Annotated in this window: 14 protein-coding genes; 13 read left to right on the top strand and 1 reads right to left on the bottom strand. The window is 59.5% G+C overall.

Annotation, left to right across the window (positions count from 1 at the left end; genetic code table 11):
- Positions 1-272: 272 nt before the first annotated feature.
- Positions 273-1,697 (top strand): CapA family protein, encoded by a 1,425-nt coding sequence (locus QA635_RS34045; protein ID WP_283064070.1) that lies wholly within the window; start codon positions 273-275, stop codon positions 1,695-1,697.
- 329 nt (positions 1,698-2,026) lie between these two features.
- Here the strand turns inward: QA635_RS34045 and QA635_RS34040 are convergent, their stop codons facing one another.
- Positions 2,027-3,709: an AMP-binding protein gene (locus QA635_RS34040; protein WP_283064069.1), complete on the bottom strand. Its 1,683-nt coding sequence runs from the start codon at positions 3,707-3,709 to the stop codon at positions 2,027-2,029.
- Positions 3,710-4,152: 443 nt separating this feature from the next.
- Between QA635_RS34040 and QA635_RS34035 the strand changes: the two genes are divergently transcribed.
- The 12 genes from QA635_RS34035 (at position 4,153) to QA635_RS33980 (ending at position 17,378) form a co-directional block, all read left to right on the top strand.
- Complete coding sequence (locus QA635_RS34035; RefSeq protein WP_283064068.1) at positions 4,153-4,950, top strand: N-formylglutamate amidohydrolase; 798 nt, start codon at positions 4,153-4,155, stop codon at positions 4,948-4,950.
- The gene (locus QA635_RS34030) at positions 4,919-5,599 is read left to right on the top strand and encodes a cysteine hydrolase family protein (RefSeq protein ID WP_425249085.1); all 681 of its coding nucleotides are present in this window, start codon (positions 4,919-4,921) and stop codon (positions 5,597-5,599) included. The genes QA635_RS34035 and QA635_RS34030 overlap by 32 nt, the downstream gene beginning before the upstream one ends.
- A 128-nt stretch (positions 5,600-5,727) precedes the next feature.
- Positions 5,728-6,963, top strand: coding sequence for an ABC transporter substrate-binding protein (locus tag QA635_RS34025; RefSeq protein ID WP_283064067.1), 1,236 nt, complete (start codon positions 5,728-5,730; stop codon positions 6,961-6,963).
- Between the two features lie 122 nt (positions 6,964-7,085).
- Entirely contained in the window at positions 7,086-8,402 is a 1,317-nt protein-coding gene (locus QA635_RS34020; RefSeq protein ID WP_283064066.1) for a M20 family metallopeptidase, read from the top strand.
- 36 nt (positions 8,403-8,438) lie between these two features.
- Entirely contained in the window at positions 8,439-9,674 is a 1,236-nt protein-coding gene (locus QA635_RS34015; protein ID WP_283064065.1) for an ABC transporter substrate-binding protein, read from the top strand.
- Positions 9,675-9,747: 73 nt separating this feature from the next.
- Positions 9,748-10,503, top strand: coding sequence for an ABC transporter ATP-binding protein (locus QA635_RS34010; RefSeq protein ID WP_283064064.1), 756 nt, complete (start codon positions 9,748-9,750; stop codon positions 10,501-10,503).
- Positions 10,504-10,574: 71 nt separating this feature from the next.
- Entirely contained in the window at positions 10,575-11,231 is a 657-nt protein-coding gene (locus QA635_RS34005; protein WP_283071971.1) for an ABC transporter ATP-binding protein, read from the top strand.
- Positions 11,228-12,112 carry a branched-chain amino acid ABC transporter permease gene (locus QA635_RS34000; RefSeq protein WP_283064063.1) on the top strand — a complete coding sequence of 295 codons (885 nt, stop codon included), beginning with the start codon at positions 11,228-11,230 and terminating at the stop codon, positions 12,110-12,112. Before QA635_RS34005 ends, QA635_RS34000 begins: the two co-directional genes overlap by 4 nt.
- Positions 12,113-12,150: 38 nt before the next feature.
- Complete coding sequence (locus tag QA635_RS33995; protein WP_283064062.1) at positions 12,151-13,194, top strand: branched-chain amino acid ABC transporter permease; 1,044 nt, start codon at positions 12,151-12,153, stop codon at positions 13,192-13,194.
- A 280-nt stretch (positions 13,195-13,474) separates the two neighbouring features.
- Positions 13,475-14,782, top strand: coding sequence for an aspartate aminotransferase family protein (locus QA635_RS33990; RefSeq protein ID WP_283064061.1), 1,308 nt, complete (start codon positions 13,475-13,477; stop codon positions 14,780-14,782).
- 514 nt (positions 14,783-15,296) lie between these two features.
- Positions 15,297-16,580 carry a carbon-nitrogen hydrolase family protein gene (locus tag QA635_RS33985; RefSeq protein ID WP_283064060.1) on the top strand — a complete coding sequence of 428 codons (1,284 nt, stop codon included), beginning with the start codon at positions 15,297-15,299 and terminating at the stop codon, positions 16,578-16,580.
- A gap of 81 nt (positions 16,581-16,661) precedes the next feature.
- Entirely contained in the window at positions 16,662-17,378 is a 717-nt protein-coding gene (locus tag QA635_RS33980; protein ID WP_283064059.1) for a hypothetical protein, read from the top strand.
- Positions 17,379-17,397 lie beyond the last annotated feature (19 nt).

Raw genomic sequence — 17,397 nt, 5'->3', positions numbered from 1 at the left:
ACGGATTTAACCGGCCGGAGCCGTTCGATTGATATCCCGCGTCGGTTTTTCGAGTTGTATCCATTGCCCGGGACGCCGGACCTCAACCCACCCACCGACTGACAAACGAATCAGAACAATTTGGACAAATCCAGATGCGGAGGCGGCAATCGGGTTGAGTACCGTCGAAAGTGGCCACGCAAGCGTGAATGTCTGATCCCATCGACGACAGCGAGTGGCGGGCCACGCATCACAAAGTCCCATCTGTTTTCCCAGTCCAGAGACATCAGTTCATGCTGCGTCGCCTTCCCACAAATCCTGCCGAGGTTTTCCGTGCCTCTGCGCGAACACGCGCTGCCGTACGATGTGCCACCTGGTTGCGTCTGTGGGATCGTCCGCTTCAGGACGTTGCAACCGATCTGGAAGAGATGAGATTTATCGATATGGCATACTGGTTCTACAAGAGCGCAAGGCCGATCATAAGGGCAGAGAAGAACGTATCCGAGGTCTTGTTCCTGCGCGACAAATCCGCCGTGAAGTTGCCGGAGAAATTCAGGAGCGTTGCGTCGATGACGCTGAGCGCGTCGGGTGATCTTATTCAGGCAGATGGCCTCGAATGCTCCAAGGATTTCCTCTTTGAAAACGTTGCTTCTGCCCTCTTTGATGCTGACATTTCGTTCGCGAATTATGAATCACCTGTAGCAGAAGAGGAAGTCGTAAGAAAAGCCATCGGTGACGGACGCACGGCGATGATGTGTTGCTCATTCGCACAATATGCTGCGTTGACCGGACATCGGGGCAAGCATTTTACTGTTCTTAACGCCGCTAATAATCATATACTGGATCTGGGGACAGAGGGTGTTGAAGCGACCCGGAGAGCGATGACGCAAACCGGGGTCATTGACATTGGTACTCCCCGTCATCCCGGGGAGTATGGGCGAGCAAATATTCTTGCCAGAAATCAGATCAAGATCGGATTCATATCGGCGACATTCGGACTTAATGCCAATCAGCTGACCGGGGGCGAAACATTTCGTGTGCACGCGGCTAAACTCCTGTCCAGGCATGTCCCGACGGATTTAGCGTTGCTCAAGAAGCAAATCGAAGATTGCAAGAAGCAAGGTTGTGATTTCGTCATTGCATCGATTCATTGGGGCTACGAATTTGAGTTTTTCCCGCGCTACAGACAAATCGAGACCGCTCATTCATTGATCGAGGAGGGAGTGGACCTGATACTGGGTCATCATCCTCACGTTATTCAGCCGCTCGAATATTACCGGACAAAGAGGGATCCGGATCGTATCGGTGTTATTGCCTATTCTTTGGGGAGTTTGACGTGGGGATGGTATACCGCTCCGCACCTCGTTTTAAGCATGGTCCTGAACATTAAATTGTCGAAGGGGAGCAAAAATGGCGCTCGCCGCACCTACATCGAGAGCATCAAGCCCATCCCGGTATTCCGCAGTATTTTTTGTGACGGCGGAACACCACTGATGCGCCTTGAAAAGCTGGAAGATCATTTGGATGAATGTGCGTCTTCGCCTCCGGCGGCGCGTATCGGGCGAATGAAAGAGTATGTTGACCTGGTTTCTGGAAAGCCGGACAAGCAAATTCTCTCCCGTGGACATGCCGCTGCAGCAGGAGAATCGTCGGCTAGGACTGTCATCGGCACACTGGCGGCTGGCGCATGTCGGGAACCGGCTGTCTGGTGCCGTTGAACAGCTTTGCCGACCACGCAGTAACCGGTAACCCGGCCGACCAGATTGTCCTCCCGGCTCGCGTTTGCTCGAAGGGGCAGGACGGGCGTCATCAATCAAGGCCCGGTATGGCCGGATTGATACAAGTTAGCGCGTCGTGCCCCGATGTTGCGCGTCGATCCTCGAAAGGCGAGGGCCTCCAGCTGTCTTGATTTTCGATCGGCATATCGATCACGGAGCCGCCGAGACGTGTCCTCAAGACATCCACTTATTCCAGGACCCGTTCGCGAGCGCCGCCGCGCAATTGGGGCAATCCCCGACCCTTTCAGGCAACGACCGCTTCTGCGCTCTCATCCCTTCGCTGCAACACGTTCTGCCGCAGCCTCATCCCGGGCGATCTTGCGTAGAGCGCCACGGATAATTTTGCCCGTCGTCGTCAAGGGCATCTCGTCAATGAACCGTACCACACGCGGATATTCGTGTGCTGCCAGTCGTGACTTGACGAAATTTGCAATGTCGTCAGCCAATGCGTCTGATCCAACATATCCATGCTTAAGCACGACATATGCGGCAACGACCGCGCCTCGCAGCGGATCTGGCCTTGCGACGACCCCGGCAAGACGGACTGCCTCGTGCGCAAGCAGACAATCCTCGACTTCTGCAGGGCCAATCCTGTAACCGGCGGAGCCGATGACATCGTCAGCGCGCCCCACAAAGCGAAGTCGGCCCCCGGCGTCGCGTACCCCCAGGTCCCCGGTAAGAAGCCATTTCCCGTCCGGCCCTTCTATGAACTTTTCGCGCGTCGCTGCGGGATTTTGCCAATAGCCGATGAACATCACCGGGTCGGGCGATAAAACCGCGACAGCCCCTTCTGTCTCGTCAGGTTGGCGAATGCCGGTCGCAGCATCGATTACATCAACAACGTGGCCGGGCACAGGCCGGCCGATCCTGCCCGGCAAAGGGGGCTCCAGCGCTGCACAGGAAGAAACCACCATGTTGCACTCGGTCTGGCCGTAAAACTCGTTGATCGTCACCCCAAGCGTCGCACGCCCCCATTCGATCAATTCTGCCCCCAGCGGTTCGCCGCCGCTTGCCACCGAGCGAAGGCGCAATCCGGGCGTGTCGGCCGCGGGCAAGAGCTTCATCATCTTCAAGGCGGTGGGAGGCAGAAAGACGTTGCGTATTCGGCAGGTCTTGATCAGTTCGAAAGCTGCCTCTGCGGTAAATTTCGCAAACCGGCAGGCGACGACCGGGATGCCATGATGAAGCGCCGGCATGAGCACATCAAGCAGGCCGCCAATCCATGCCCAGTCTGCGGGCGTCCAGAAGCGATCTCCGTCCTGAGGGAGAAAATCGTGGCTCATTTCAACTCCCGGAAGATGTCCCAACAGTACCCTGTGGGCATGAAGGGCACCTTTCGGGTTTCCTGTGGTGCCTGACGTGTAAATCAGAATTGCTGGATCGTCTGCGCGCGTCGATACAGGCTCGAAAACCTCCGGTGCTGCCGCGCAAAGCGCAGCGAAACTCCTGGCCGGTCCAATCGCGCCATCGACGCAGATGACAAGCTCCAGTGCCGGGAGTTGTCGAAGGAGAGGTTCTATTCGCTCGACGCCCGGGCCGTCTGTCACGATTGCTCTTGCGCCGGAATCTGCCAGGCGATGGAGAAGGGCGTCGGGTCCGAACAATGTAAATAGCGGGATGGAAATGCATGCGAGTTTTGCCAGCGCAACGTGCGCCACTGCTGTCTCGAAGCGCTGAGGCAGCATAACGGCGACACGATCGCCCATCTGTCCATGAGGGCGGCCAATGCCGCGCAGGCTCAAGGCGTTAGCCAGCCGGTTCGAGTGTGCCTTCAAGTCGGCGAAGCTGTATTCGCGCGTCGACTTGCCAGGCTCTACGTCAATGATCGCCACTCGACCGGGCTCTTTATCGGCCCACCGGTCGCATATATCGGCACCGATATTGTAGTAATCGGGAATAGTCCACCGAAACCCGTTTCGAATCTCATCGAACGTTTTTCCTTTTCTGAGCATTACTTATCCTCTGTCGCTAGAAAGCAGCCAACTTTGTCGCGCAATCTGCGGGAACGGGATGAGCATGTGCGAGCCATTTATCAGCCTCTGGTCTTCAGCGAAGTCTTCCTGACACTGGCGTCGAACTAACCTGTCCTGTGCTGAGGCGCGCAGCGCACGATCCCGCCCTGCATTGATCGAAACCCCGGAGGCAGCCAAACGGAAACTCGATCAGCTCCGTGTCTGGTGCCCTGCTCATTGGCGTGGCGCGCCCGGTTACTCCCCGCGGCGTCACGCACGTCCAGCCGAGCATTTCCGAACCCGGTAAAGCCTGGTTCCGGAAATAGGCATATGAAAAAAATATATCAAACGAAAGAAAATGTTTGACTTTGATTCCTGAATTTCGTTTTGTTGGGGTAATTAAGTATGGCTGCAGGTGCCATGCGCCAACTTCGGGTGACGTGTTGCAGTACTCAGAAACCTTGCCGAATTTGCTCTCGCCGTCGGACCCGCGCCCGGTCGAGCTGGTCAATGCCGGCGGACGTGCTGACTTTGTGCTGGTTTGCGAGCACGCGGGGGCCGCGGTTCCGCGGCGCCTCGACAATCTCTGTCTGCCGCCGGGCGAAAGTCTCGGGCACATTGCCTGCGATATCGGTGCCGAAGCTGTGGCGCGTCGCCTTGCGGATCAGCTCGATGCTCCGCTTTTCCTGCAGCGATACAGCCGGCTCGTTGTCGACTGCAATCGTCCCTTTGGCGCGCCAGACTGCATTCCGGAGGTGAGCGACGGGACGGTCGTGCCAGGCAATCTACGCCTCGCCGAGTATCAGCGCCGGCAGCGTTATGCGGAGATCCACGAGCCATTCCATCGGGAGGTGGCGCTCCTTCTGGATCGGCGCGCGACCGCAGGTTCGCCGGCGATCCTGGTCGCGGTGCACAGCTTCACGCCGCGGCTGGCGGGCGGCCCGAGGCGACCCTGGGAAATCGGTGTGCTCTCCAACCGTGACGCCAGCTTTGCCGAGCGTTTTCTCGGCTCCTTTCAACAACGCAATCCAGCGACGATCTGCGCGCACAACCAGCCGTATGTCGTCGACGACGAGGGGGACTACACGATCCCTGTGCACGGTGAGGCGCGCGGCCTGCCGCACCTGCTGCTGGAAATTCGTAATGATCTGATTTGCGATCCCGAGGGACAGCGCAGATGGGCGAGCTTGATCGCCGATGGGCTGATCGATGCGCGAGAGAAACAGCATGTCAACGACTGAACTGCCGACGACGCGCGAGGTGCCGCTCAATCCGAAGCGCGCGGCGTTGTTGTTTATCGACGTGCAGAACTTTTGCGCCCGGCGTAACGGCGGCGAGTTCAAGGACGTGCCGGACGCCGAGATCTGCGGAAAATACGGCTATTACTTCGACCGCTTGAAGAACGTTGCCATACCCAACATGCGGCGCCTGCAGGTGGCGTTTCGTGCCGCAGGCATGGAAGTACTTTACACGACAATCGAGAGTCTCACCAGGGATGGTCGGGATCGCAGTCTCGACTACAAGATCACGGGCTTCAATGTCCCGAAAGGCTCATGGGACGGAAAGGTCATCGACGAGATTGCGCCCGGCGATGATGAAATCGTGTTGCCGAAATCGTCGTCGAGCGTCTTTGTATCCACCCACATCGATTACGTGCTGCGCAATCTCGGCGTCAAGCAGCTGGTGCTGGCCGGGCTTGTTACCGACCAGTGCGTGGAATCTGCGGTGCGTGACGCGTGCGATCTCGGCTACCTCGTGACGCTCGTGCCGGATGCCTGCGCCACCTATAGCCAGGACCGTCATGACAACAGTTTGCGAGTGATCAAGGGTTATTGTCGCCAGGTCGACACAGACGCGCTGATCGACGAGATCGGCAGGTGCTCCGGATAAGTGAACGAGAGCGAGAAAATCGCCGATTTGCAACCGGGCGGGAGGCCGTCTGAATCAAACCTGGCGAGGGATCATCACTTGCTCCGCTTGAATTGTTCGGCAAATGCCATGAAGGAGGAGAGGGGAATATGATCAAGGGATTTTCCAGTCTTTGGACTTGTCTGGGGTTTGCCGCGTTGATTGCGGTCAGCCCCGCCCATGCCATCGAGAAGATCAGCAAGATCGGTGTGATTGCGCCGCTGGCTGGCGGCAGCGCGGCGGACGGCAACGAAATGGTCGATGGCGCCAGGCTCGCTGTTGACGAAATCAATGCGGCCGGGGGCGTGGCCGGCTACAAGCTTCAGGTCGTCGTGGGCGACACGCAGAACATGTCGGTGGAGTCGGTAACCAGCGCCGTGCAGCGACTGACGAATGACCCTGATCTGAATGCCGTCATCACCGGCTATGCGGACTACAGCAATTTTGAAATCGAGTTGATGGCCGAGCAGGATATGCCGTACCTGCTCTATGCCAGTACCGACTCGACGCGCGCTATCATTGCACCCCGTCCGGACAAGTTCCCGACCGTCTGGTCGTTGAACGCTTCCTATGACGCCTACAAAACGGCAATGCTTCCGGTGCTGCATAGCCTGGAAAAGAACGGCAGGTTGAAGCTGCAAAACAGGAAGGTGGCCCTGATCTCCACCGACAATCCGTACTCGAAGTCCATCATGAACGGATTGAAAAAGAGCTTCGAGGAAGAGGGCTGGACGGTCACGTCTGCTGACCTTCTGCCGACCGGGGAAATCAGCGACTGGCGGACGTTCCTCGTCAAGGTCCGCCAGGACAACCCGGCAATCGTTATAAATACCGACCCGAGGGCGGACAACGCGGCAAAGTTTCTGACCCAGTTTCTGGAGCAGCCGACCAATAGCCTCGTCTTCATCCAGTATGCGCCGCACATTCCCGAATTCCTCAAACTGACCGGCGAGAAGGCAACAGGTGTAATCTATAATCTCATCGGTGGAACGCTGCCGGGAAATCCGCGCACGGCCGAGATCAATACAAGATTTCAAGCCAGGTTCGGCTACGAGCCGGGCTCGAGCGGACCGGCCGTCTACGAGGAAGTCATGCTTTACGCCGACGCATTGAAGAAGGTTGGCGACCCGAAGAAGCGGCTCGCGATCGGAAAAGCCATCGGTGAAATCAACAAACTGACAGCGCAGGGCAGGCTTTCCTTCGATCCGAAAACGCATCTTGCCGTCCAGAGCGACGATGGCTTTCCGATCCAGTTTTACCAGGTCTGGGACGGCAAGCGGGTCCTGTTTTCTCCGCAGCAGCATGCCGATGGCGAATTCCGCATGCCGCCCTGGATGAAGCAATAGCGTTGCGGCCACGCGGCGCTACCGCGTGGCCGGCCAGGCATGCTGCTCTACGAGACGGCGGCCACGCGTTGGCTGCCATGGTGAAGCGATATCACTTGCCGGAAATAAGGGAGGGGTTGCAAATGGGCAATCTGGACGCTGCAGTAAAGGCCGCCTGGAGCGCAATCGACCGCGAGCGTAGTTACACGACCGAGCTCACTCAAAGACTGGTCCGGATTCCGTCGGTCAACCCGAAGTTCGTCAACGATCCGGACCAGAACCGCGAGAGCGCCGTCCAGGACCTGGTCGAATCGGAGCTGACGTCACTTGGCATGTCGATCGACCGGTGGGACGTCTTTGCGGACCGGCCGAACGTCATCGGTCAGCTCACTGGCTCGGAAGAGCGTAGCCTGTTGTTGTGCGGCCATATCGATGTGGTGCCGGTCGGCGAGGCCGGCACCTGGACGGTCGATCCCTTCGGGGGTGAGATCAAGAATGGCAAGCTCTACGGGCGTGGTGCCATCGACATGAAGAGCGGCGTCGCAGCCGCCATTGCTGCCATCCGGGGCATCAGGGCGGCAGGCATCGAACTCGAGGGGCGCGTTGCCCTCCATTCCGTGGTCGACGAAGAAGCCGGCGGCTTTGGTGCGATAGACGCTGTCAAGCGCGGCTATCTGGCCAGGGCCGCGATCATTACCGAGCTGACGATGGGCGATATCCAGGTCTGCGAAGGCGGTCTGGAATGGATACGCGTCACCATTACCGGCCGGCAAGGACATTCGGCGTGGCGCTACAACGAGATCTGGCCGCAGCGTGATTCACCTGATCGGCTGCGGCCAGCTGTGAATGCGATCGATATCGCAGCCCGTTTTCTGGAGGCGCTCAGGAACTTCGAATATTCGAGGTGCCGCACACGTCAGCACCCATTGCTGCCGCCCGGCATGAACACGATCAATGTCGGGGCGATGCGCGCCGGCGCGGGCCTTGGGCCGGACGGGTTGCCGCTCATCATGACCAATCCAGCCATCATTCCGGATGTGGCGGTCATCGACCTCGATTACAAATTCCTTCCCAACCAGACCAGGGAGGAGATCCGGTCTGAGTTCGAAGCGTTCGTCCACCATTTCTGCCAGCAGGATCTCTGGTTGCAGAAGAATCCGATCAAGGTCCAATGGGAGCTCGGTGGCCTGCATTTTCCGCCCATGGATACCGCGCCGGATCATCCGCTCGTGCAATCGCTTTTGGCGCGTCGAACGCAACTTGGCGGCAAGCCGAAGATCTCGGGAATGATTGCCGTTGTCGACGCGGCGCACTACGCGGGCGCCGGAGTTGATGCTGTGATCTGCGGTGCAACCGGCGATGGTTTCCACGGTGCCGACGAGTATGTGGACATTGCCTCGCTGGAGGAGACGACCAAGACCCTGGCCGCCGGGATCATCGACTGGTGCGGAATCAAATGATTGATCGCAAATGCAGTGAAAGAGGGGATTGCTATCATGAAGCGTTCTAGTCTTTGGACCAGTCTGGTCGTTGCTGCGCTGGCCGCGGCAGTACCTGCCCATTCTGCCGACAGAATAGCCAGGATCGGTGTCCTCGCGCCCCTGACCGGAAACTCGGCTGCGGATGGAAACGAAATGATCGAGGGCGCCAGGCTCGCCGTCGATGAAATCAACGCGGCCGGCGGAGTGGCCGGCTACAAGCTGCAGGTGGTCGTCGGCGACACCCAGAACCAGTCCGCCGATGCCGTCACCAGCGCGATCGAGCGCCTGGCGGGTGATCGCGACCTGAATGTCATCCTCACCGGCTATGCCAGCGGCAGCAATTTTGAAATCGAGAACATGGCCGAGCAGGAGATGCCGTACCTGATCTGGGCGAATTCGGCCCAGACGCGGGACATCATCGCGCCCCATCCGGACAAGTTCCCGACGGTCTGGTCAATGGCGCCGTCCCTGGATGAGTACAATACGGCCATGGTCCCGGTCGTTAAGGGCCTTCTTGCAGATGGCAGGCTCAAGCTGCCGAATACCAAGGTGGCGCTGATCTCTTCGGACAATCCCTATTCGAAGACCATCATGAACGGGTTGAAGAAGAGCTTCGAAGTCGCCGGCTGGACCGTGACATCGGCGGACCTTCTGCCGTTCGGCGAGATCGACAACTGGCGAACGTTCCTTGCCAAGGTGCGCCTCGATAATCCGGCCGTCATCATCAATACCGACTACCAGCCGGGCAATGCCGGAAAATTCCTGACCCAGTTCCTCGAGCAGCCGACTGACAGCCTGGTTTTCATCCAGTATGCGCCTTCGGTGCCTGAATTTTTGAAGTTGACGGGCAGGCAGGCCACGGGGGTCGTCTATAATCTTTTGGGTGGCACGCTCAACACGCCTGCGAACCCGCGGGCTGCCGAGGTGATCAGGAAATATCAGGACAAATATGGCCGCGAACCGGGCACCTACGGGCCGGCCCTCTACGAGGAAGTCATGGTTTATGCCGACGCCCTGGCGAAGGTGGGCGATCCGACCAGGCGGCTGGCTATCGGCAAGGCCATTGGCGACACGCGCAAGCAGATCGTGAGTGGCAAGCTCTCCTTTGATCCGAAGACGCATCTTGCGGAGCAGGGCGACAACTCAATTCCGATCCAGTTCTTCCAGATCTGGGACGGCAAACGGGTTCTGTTTTACCCCAGGCAATATGCGGACGGCGAGTTCCGCATGCCTCCATGGATGCGGCAATAGTGCGAGCAGGTCTTGTGGCCGCGGCCTCGCCGCATGGCCGATTGATCAAGGCGCGACCAGCGAAGAGCACACGATGCCAGACCTCAATGATGACAAGCCGCTGCTCGAGATACGCCAGGTGAGCCGACGTTTCGGTGCACTGGTCGCACTCGACAATATTTCGTTCTCGATCCGCAAGGGCGAGATCTTCGGCATCGCCGGTCCAAACGGCAGCGGCAAGAGTACGCTGTTCAACGTCATCACCGGCATTCCGTTTCCACCGAGCGAGGGTGAGGTGCTCCTCGCCGGCAAGCCAATGCATCGGCTGAGCCCGCATCAGATCAGCCGCGCAGGCATCCTTCGCACTTTCCAGAAAGATGCGGAGTTTGCGACGCTGAGCGCACGGGAAAACGTCTATGCAAGTGCCGCCTATTGCGCCCGGATGACCTCGAGGGAAGCCGGGGATGCCGCCGAACAGGCTCTGGATGACGTGTCGCTGGCCGCTGACCGACGGGCGAAAGCCGCATCCGACCTCTCGGTGTTCGAACGCAAGCAGTTGATGATTGCTTCTGCAATTGCGGCCGGCCCGAGGGTTCTTCTGCTCGATGAACCTGCCGCCGGCCTCACCAGGCCCGAGATATCCGGCCTTTCCGACCTCATATTTACCGTGCACCGGCGCGGCATCACGGTCGTGCTCATCGAACATGTCCTGCCACTTCTGCTGAACGTGTCCGAACGCCTGATGATCCTCAACCACGGCGCAATCATCGCCTCGGGAAGTCCGGCAGAGGTGGTCCGCAGCCCGCAGGTCGTCGAGGCCTATCTCGGCAAACGGGAGGCGAGGCTTTGAGCAACAGTACAAACGCACTTGAAATCGTCGGCCTGCGCGCCGGTTACGATGCCTCCGACGTTCTGGCAGGCATGAGCCTCCACGTCGGGCCGCAGGAGCGCGTCGGACTGTTTGGACCCAACGGGCACGGCAAGACCACGCTTCTCAACACGATTTCACGGGTGATCCGCCCGCGAGCGGGAGAAGTCCGCTTCATGGGCGAGCCGATCGAGCGGCTCGCGCCCCAGAAGATCGTGGCACGCGGATTGATTCACGTGCCCCAGGCCAATCGTCTTTTTCCCGACATGCAGATCATGGAGACGCTCGAGCTTGCGGCGTTCACGCCGCGCGCGCGGGAGGAACTGAAGACAAATCTTGAATATGTGCTCCATCTGTTTCCCCGGCTTGCCGAGCGGCGGCGGCAGCAATGCAAGACACTGTCAGGCGGCGAACGCCAGATGCTGTCAATCGGCGTCGGGCTCATGTGTGCGCCTCGCATGCTGATGCTGGACGAGCCGACGCTCGGGCTCTCTCCGAAGCTCAAGGACGAGCTTGCCGGGGCAATCTCGGAAATCTCGTCACGCGGCATTCCGCTTCTTCTCGTCGAACAGGATATCGCATTCATCCTGTCTCTGGTCGACCGCATGTACCTTGTCGACCACGGCGAAATCAGCCGGGAAATCGACCGGAGCGGAGAGATCGACCATCAGGAAATCATGGACATGTATTTCGGGTCGGAGGCTGCATGATTACAACCGACATCCTCAGCGCCATTCTCGTCAGCGGCATCGTGCTCGGCTCCGGCTATGCCTTGATGGCGAGCGGACTCTCCCTCGTGTGGACGACGCTTGGCATCTTCAATTTCGCTCACGGCGTGCTGATGACGCTCGGCGCCTATATCGCATGGACCGTGTCGGATGCGGCCGGGCTCAATTTCGGATTGGCTGCGGCGATCGCCATATCAGCAGCAGTTATGATCGGCGCGGGCATTCTGATCGAGCGGGTCATTGTCCGGCCGTTCTACGACCATCGCGATATCCTGCTCATCACTGTCATGACGACGCTTGCTGCCATGATATTCATGCAGAAGGGTATTCAGCTGTTCTGGGGGGCAAGACTCAAGCAGCTGGCTCCGGTCGCGACCGGCAACGTAAAAATCTGGCAAACGACGATTTCCGCGCAGGAGGCGCTCATCATTATCGTGGCGCCGTTGTTGCTTGGTGCGCTCTGGCTTTTCCTCGATCGTTCGCGGACAGGACGTGGAATACGGGCGGTGGGTCAGAATCCGGATGCCGCCAGGCTCATCGGCATCGACGTCTCCCGTCTTTTTATCATTACATTTGCCCTCTCGGCTGTCCTTGCCGGGCTCACGGGCGTGCTTCTCGGCTCGATCCGCCTGCTCACGCCGGAATTCGGTTCTGATCCGCTTGTCAAGGCGTTGATCATCGTGATCTTCGGCGGGCTCGGCTCGCTGGGCGGGACAGTTCTCGCCGCCTATCTGATGGGCATCCTCGAGGCGGCCCTCGTGTTTTTCGCAGGCATCTACTGGGCACCATCGGTGATCTTTCTCATGCTCATCCTTGTGCTGCTGGTCCGGCCCCAGGGGCTCCTCGGAAAGGTGGTGCGTTGATGACGGGCCCCCGAAGCGACAATATCCGCAACGGCAGGATGTGGCTGATCGGCATCGTGCTTGTGGCCGGGCTCCTTGTGCCGGTCTTCGTCCAGGACAGCTATCTGCGGCATCTTTTCATCATCTCTTTCGTCTACGGGATCGTCGCAGCGAGCTGGGACCTCAGCCTTGGTTATGCCGGCATCTTCAATTTTGCCCATGTCGCTTTTTTCGGCGTCGGAGTTTACGCGACGGGACTGACCGCAAAACTTCTCGGGATTGACCCCTGGCTTGCGATGTTGATCGGCGGGTTTGCCGCGTCCGCTGCTGCGGCCATCGTCGCTCTGCCCGTCGTACGCCTTCAGGGCGTCTATGTGGTGCTGGTCACGTTTGCCTTCAGCCAGCTCGTGATGCAGCTTGTGATCAACCAGTCCAGTATCACCGGCGGAACGCAAGGCATGGTGCGCGTGCCGACATTATGGCTGCCGGGCTACAATTTCCTGCGCGACTACAAGTTCGGTTACTACTACGTCGCCTTCGGGCTGCTTGTCATCACGACCGTCTGTCTGCGCTGGCTGGTGCGCTCCGATTTCGGCCTCTCGATCAGGGCTCTGCGCGATAATGAGGATTACGCCGTCTCGCGCGGAATCCCGATTGCGTGGCAGCGGTTAAAGGCGCTCGTGGCGAGTGCGTTCTTTACGGGACTGGCGGGCGGCTTCTACGTCATCTACCTCCGCGTTGCTTCACCGGAGGTCTTCGACTTCTCGACGGTGTCGCTCATCCTGAGCATGGTGCTTGTCGGAGGCACGTCCAGCATCTATGGGCCGCTGTTTGCTGCGCTGTTCCTGACCTTCATCTCGGAAGGACTCGCAAGCATCAACAACTTCGCCGAGGGCCGCTTCATGCTGGTTGCTCTGGCAATGATCATCGTGCTGCTGTTCTTTCCGAAGGGGCTCGCCTCCGCACTGCCCGCAAGGTTTGCAAGGAATGCAAACCAAAAGCGACCGCGACAACCCGTCATGGTCTCTGCAGATCGGGCGCCGGCGACCCCGACCGGCAAGGAGAACGAGGCTGGAGCTGCAGGTCACCCTGTGGTCCGTTGAACGTGTCCAGTCCGCGTTACGTTCAACAATCCGGATAGCGGCGAAGCCGGATTGAAGCCGCGAATCCGGGGGACCGATCTGAATTGCATGATTGGTCCCGGCATTGACTACAAAGGTTGAGGCGGGAGCCGGCTCTTTGCCCGATGTCCTCGCAGGCATGACGATGGTGAGGTGGAGCGGTGCAGATTTCTGGAAGATGCGCCAATGCGCCCGGTCTCGCGCCGGTCGCAAGGCCAGACTGGCGGCGGCCGTATCCGGCCCTTGAATCCGGGAGCGAGAGATGACGCGCCTGTATGAACGTGAAGCCCGGTCAATCTCGAAACTGGCTCATTTGCGCTTCTATCCGCTGGCCGTGACAGGTGGCGCCGGGGCGACACTGATTGCAGATGACGGCAGACGGCTTCTGGATTTTGCGGCCTCCTGGGGCGCTGCGAGCCTGGGTCATTCCGATCCCCGTATCAGGGAGGCGGTTGACCGCGCGCTGTCCAGCCAGGCCGGAGCAAGCTACCTTTCGGGCGCCAGTCTGGCGACAGTGCAACTGGCGGAAGAACTTCTCTCGCTGGTGCCCGCCCGCGCAGCGGGCAGGATCTGGTTTGGCCATTCCGGTTCGGATGCCAATGAGACCGTCGCGCGCATGGTCATTGCAGCGACAGGCCGGCCGCGGATCATCTCCTTTTCGGGCGCCTATCATGGTGGCACAACCGGCTCGGCCGCAGTCTCCGGTCACCCGTCGCAAACCTTACCGAAGGCACCAGGCCTGACGCTTGTGCCTTATCCCGACAGCTATGCCGACGGTGAAGAAGCTGCGGAAAAAGCGCTTGCCCGGCTGGATAGCCTTCTTGCCGGCCCTGTCCCTCCGCAAGAGGTGGCCGCTTTCTTCATCGAGCCAATCCAGTCCGACGGCGGAATGCTGGTTCCTCCAGCGGGCTTCTTTGCAGAAATCGAGCGGCGATGCCGCAAGCACGCAATCCTGCTTGTCAGCGACGAGGTGAAAGTCGGACTGGGCCGAACCGGGCAGCTGCATGCCTTTGCGCATCATGGAATCGAGCCCGACATCGTGGTGTTCGGGAAGGGGCTCGGCGGCGGATTGCCGATCTCGGCAGTCGCTGGGCCGGAAGCCGTCATGAATTTTGCGTCAGCATTTTCTTTTCAGACCTTGCATGGCAATCCGGTCTGCGCTGCCGCAGCCCTGGCTGTGCTTGAGGCGATCAGAACCGATGGTCTGGCAGAAAACGCTGCCAGGGTGGGGGCCCATTTGCTCTCCCGTCTGCAGGCGTTGAAGCAGAGGCATGCGCTGATTGGCGACGTCCGCGGACAGGGCCTGGCGATCGGAATAGAGCTGGTCACCGACCGGGCCACAAGATCGCCGGCAAAACGGCAGACCGCAATGACTGTTTATCGCGCCTTCGAATACGGATTGGTGATGTTCTATGTCGGCGTCAAGTCGAACGTGATCGAGCTCACTCCGCCGTTGACATTGACGCGGGAGGAAGCCGATCTCGGTATCCAGATGCTCGACATGGCTCTTGCCGACGTCGAGGCGGGTAAGGTGGATCCGTCGCTCCCCGGAGCCTTCGCTGGCTGGTAGTCGAAGCCTGGAAGTTGCGGTGATGGTGCCTGCCAGAATCTGCGCGCCCTCGTCAAAAGTTTGATCTCGTTTCGCCACTGTCGGCCGGCGAGCGAGGGCGTCGGTTTGAGTTCTGTCGATCTTGCGTAGTCCGGCTACGCAAACAGCGGGATTGAAACCTTGCGGCCAGTTTGACGAAAGGCGATCTCGCGCAAGGCGTTCACCGTCTATCTCACTCGCCATGACCGGCCGATTTCCGAGGTCCTCGTTTGTCGCAAGGACATCGAGCGGGAATTCACGCACGGCTTAAGGCAGACTGCCGAAGAAGTAACCATGGACGAAGTGCTCGAGGCCCGGGAGACGCTGATCGCCGCGCCGCGACCTCGTCATGATCGTGCATTTCACCGATCTGGCCGACGCCCCGCCCGGACGATTCGTGACCCAGGGAAAACACTAGGCGACCAGGGATCAAAACCGGCTTGCGCTGCGCATGGGCTGCCATCATTGTCGAACGGCAGAAACAGCTGAATCAAACATGAATTTCAAGGATTGGACAGACAAGGCGAGGGGCCTCGAGAGCGAGCTCGCTTCCACGTCATCGATAGAGAGGAAGCTGCTGACAACGGCCTTGTCCCGCCTCCATCTGCTTGCTTGTGAAGCGCCAATCGCCGTTCTGGCGGCTTATGAAAGGATCCAGGAGGCACAGCTAAGGAAGCTTGCCACTGCGCGGATGGAATCGATTGTCCGGGGCAATCAGCGGTGGACGCCAGATTCCGACAATGCCATGGTCTGGATGATGGCCCTGGCCGTACAGATCCGTGCGGTCGACGAGTTGCTTTATACGACGGCACCCACGGACTTCGGTGATCCGGATTCCGGACTCGACGATTGGCGTTGTCCGGCAACCGGCATGATCGTCGTGCCCCGACCCAGAAACCTGCCGGCGTCGCGGCTCGACGGGCGCCCCTATCTCAAAAGGGGCACGCTGAGGCATCGGCTGCTGCCACGCGAGGTGGGCGGACTCGAGGTGCTTCCCCTCCGGGTGGATCTGCGCGCGTCAGGAGAAAAGAACGGGCTTGCGGCGTCGCTGTTTTCCAATCTGCGCCTGACAACCCGCCAGACGCGGGAGGGTAATTTCATCGCCGAGAGCGTCAGCTTTGACGACATCGAAGCAACCCTTGATGCCCAGATTGACCAATCCATGCAGCACGGTTGCGCGGGTGTGGTCTGGCCCGAATTGACGATCGAGCCTGCGATCCGGAGCAGGATTTGCCGAATGCTGAAGGAAAGGACGATCGTCCGGGAAGACGAATTCCCGCTGCACTGGCTGGTGGCCGGAAGCTGGCACGAGCTCACGGACAGGGGGTTCGCCAATCGCGCGACGGTACTGGATGGTTATGGACGGGTGCTGCACCGCTTCGACAAGGTCATTGCGGCCCGGGACGAGGCCGGCCGTCTCGAGGATATCGTCTCGGGAGAATACATTCCTGTGTTGATCACCGAGACGAAACTGATCGGGTTGGCGATCTGTCGCGATTTCTGCGATCGAGCATCCCAGACCTCACCCTATCTTGCCTTGCCGGTTGACCTGTTCGTCGTGCCCTCCATGGGCGAGGATTCCACGATGACGGCACACCTCAATGTGGCCGCCGAGGTTCAGGCGAAAACCGGGGCGCTCGCATTCGTGGTACAGCAAACCGACGCCCGGCAGGCCACAGAAAGCGAGTTGGGTTTCGTGCTGCCGATGCCGCCCTCGCCAAGTTCCGTTGCACCCAAGTCATTGAAGGTAAAGAATAAATGGATATTTATCCCTGATTGAAGCCTGGGGTTACGTTGGGACCAAATCAGGTGTAAAACGTTGTAAAACGATATCTTAAACCTTGGATGGGATAACGGTTCCATGCTGGCTTTTGACCAAATCGCCCTCGGCGAAGCATCTCCGGCGGAAGCGCGGCAGGTCATTCGCGCCGCTCTGGCCGACGGAAGCGCGCGCGCGGCCGAGAGCGTCTACCGTGCTCTGCGGGCCTGGACCTGGAAATGCCTGACCGACGGCAGACGCGACGAGGAATTGCGGGTCTGGCACGAGATCATGGCACGTACCGGAGCATACCTCGAAGTCGATCACAGGACCTTCGCGGACAAGATCGGCGTGCTGAAGGAGCTCGTCTCGGAATCGATTACCGCAAGCGAACGGCTGTCAGTGCAGGAAGTACTGCAGCGCGGACACGTGCGCGACATTCTCATGGAGATTTTCCGCGAGCCGAACCGTCGCGCCTACCGGGCAGCGCTCTTGCGAAACTTCGGGCTCGGCCAGGCCAATCTGTCGCGGGTATTGAATCTGATGACGGTAGCCGGTCTGATTCGACGTACCAGTTTCGGCAAACACGCAGCTTTCAGTCTGACGGCTGTGGGGCTGCGCGCCGCCAAGCTCATCGCCGAAGCCGAGAATCCTGCTCCTGGTCCGCGGCGGGCAGGGCTTGCAACAACGTACCACACGCCTGATCCCGTGAAACATCAGGGTGCACAGCAGGTTCGACACTCCAAGGAGCTTCTCCACCCCACCAGAAGTGCGAGTCAGTACGAGCCCGCCGCCTTCAGCAAGGCCGTCGCGGGTTGAGCCGGCGAGCGGTCCGGAC

The organism is Bradyrhizobium brasilense, assembly GCF_029714345.1.
Classification (GTDB): Bacteria; Pseudomonadota; Alphaproteobacteria; order Rhizobiales; family Xanthobacteraceae; genus Bradyrhizobium; species Bradyrhizobium australafricanum.
Note: the sequence above shows the minus strand (reverse complement) of the source record. Positions and strands in the feature narration are given on the sequence as shown.

Excerpts from the sequence above, each read along its gene's own strand:
- QA635_RS34030 (WP_425249085.1), top strand. The coding sequence starts at position 4,919 with ATGCGCGAGAGAAACAGCATGTCAACGACTGAACTGCCGACGACGCGC.
- QA635_RS34005 (WP_283071971.1), top strand. The coding sequence starts at position 10,575 with ATGAGCCTCCACGTCGGGCCGCAGGAGCGCGTCGGACTGTTTGGACCC.
- QA635_RS34000 (WP_283064063.1), top strand. The coding sequence starts at position 11,228 with ATGATTACAACCGACATCCTCAGCGCCATTCTCGTCAGCGGCATCGTG.
- QA635_RS33990 (WP_283064061.1), top strand. The coding sequence starts at position 13,475 with ATGACGCGCCTGTATGAACGTGAAGCCCGGTCAATCTCGAAACTGGCT.
- QA635_RS34045 (WP_283064070.1), top strand. The coding sequence starts at position 273 with ATGCTGCGTCGCCTTCCCACAAATCCTGCCGAGGTTTTCCGTGCCTCT.
- QA635_RS33980 (WP_283064059.1), top strand. The coding sequence starts at position 16,662 with ATGCTGGCTTTTGACCAAATCGCCCTCGGCGAAGCATCTCCGGCGGAA.
- QA635_RS33985 (WP_283064060.1), top strand. The coding sequence starts at position 15,297 with ATGAATTTCAAGGATTGGACAGACAAGGCGAGGGGCCTCGAGAGCGAG.
- QA635_RS34025 (WP_283064067.1), top strand. The coding sequence starts at position 5,728 with ATGATCAAGGGATTTTCCAGTCTTTGGACTTGTCTGGGGTTTGCCGCG.
- QA635_RS34015 (WP_283064065.1), top strand. The coding sequence starts at position 8,439 with ATGAAGCGTTCTAGTCTTTGGACCAGTCTGGTCGTTGCTGCGCTGGCC.
- QA635_RS34040 (WP_283064069.1), bottom strand. The coding sequence starts at position 3,709 with ATGCTCAGAAAAGGAAAAACGTTCGATGAGATTCGAAACGGGTTTCGG.
- QA635_RS34010 (WP_283064064.1), top strand. The coding sequence starts at position 9,748 with ATGCCAGACCTCAATGATGACAAGCCGCTGCTCGAGATACGCCAGGTG.
- QA635_RS34020 (WP_283064066.1), top strand. The coding sequence starts at position 7,086 with ATGGGCAATCTGGACGCTGCAGTAAAGGCCGCCTGGAGCGCAATCGAC.
- QA635_RS33995 (WP_283064062.1), top strand. The coding sequence starts at position 12,151 with ATGTGGCTGATCGGCATCGTGCTTGTGGCCGGGCTCCTTGTGCCGGTC.